We start from the raw sequence: 416 nt of genomic DNA on the forward strand, positions 1-416 counted from the left end.
GTATCCACTTCTTATTCTGGTTGTCTTTCGAGTGCAGACTTGGCTGCTATCGATAGCGGTGAATATGCTCTTAGCCTGCCAGTCGAAGAGACTTCGATGTTTACTCTCAGGGCTGTGGCCGATGCTGGGCGCGTGACGGAAGGCTGTGCAACCTTGGAGGTGGACAGCGATGGATCCAGGAGGGATGATGCCTGCTGGTAAAGCTAAGCGGAAGTCTCATCGAGGCTTTACGCTTATAGAGCTTTTGATAACTATCGCCTTGATTGTGATTATAAGTTCGATTGCTGTGCCAAATTTTCTAGGCATGATCACCAGCAATCGAGCGGCGAGTGATGTTAACGAAATCCTGTCGGGTTTGAGTTACGCCAGAGCTGAAGCGATAAAGTGTCGTGGCGATGTCGTATTTTTAATCACTG

At 48.8% G+C, this 416-nt stretch carries 1 protein-coding gene; it reads left to right on the forward strand.

Annotated features, from left to right (window positions below; genetic code table 11):
* Positions 1-187: 187 nt before the first annotated feature.
* Positions 188-416: pilus assembly FimT family protein (locus IOC61_RS17570; RefSeq protein ID WP_229333243.1), on the forward strand; the 229-nt coding region annotated here is incomplete at its 3' end.

The organism is Halomonas sp. KAO (genome assembly GCF_015595025.1).
Lineage (GTDB): Bacteria > Pseudomonadota > Gammaproteobacteria > Pseudomonadales > Halomonadaceae > Halomonas.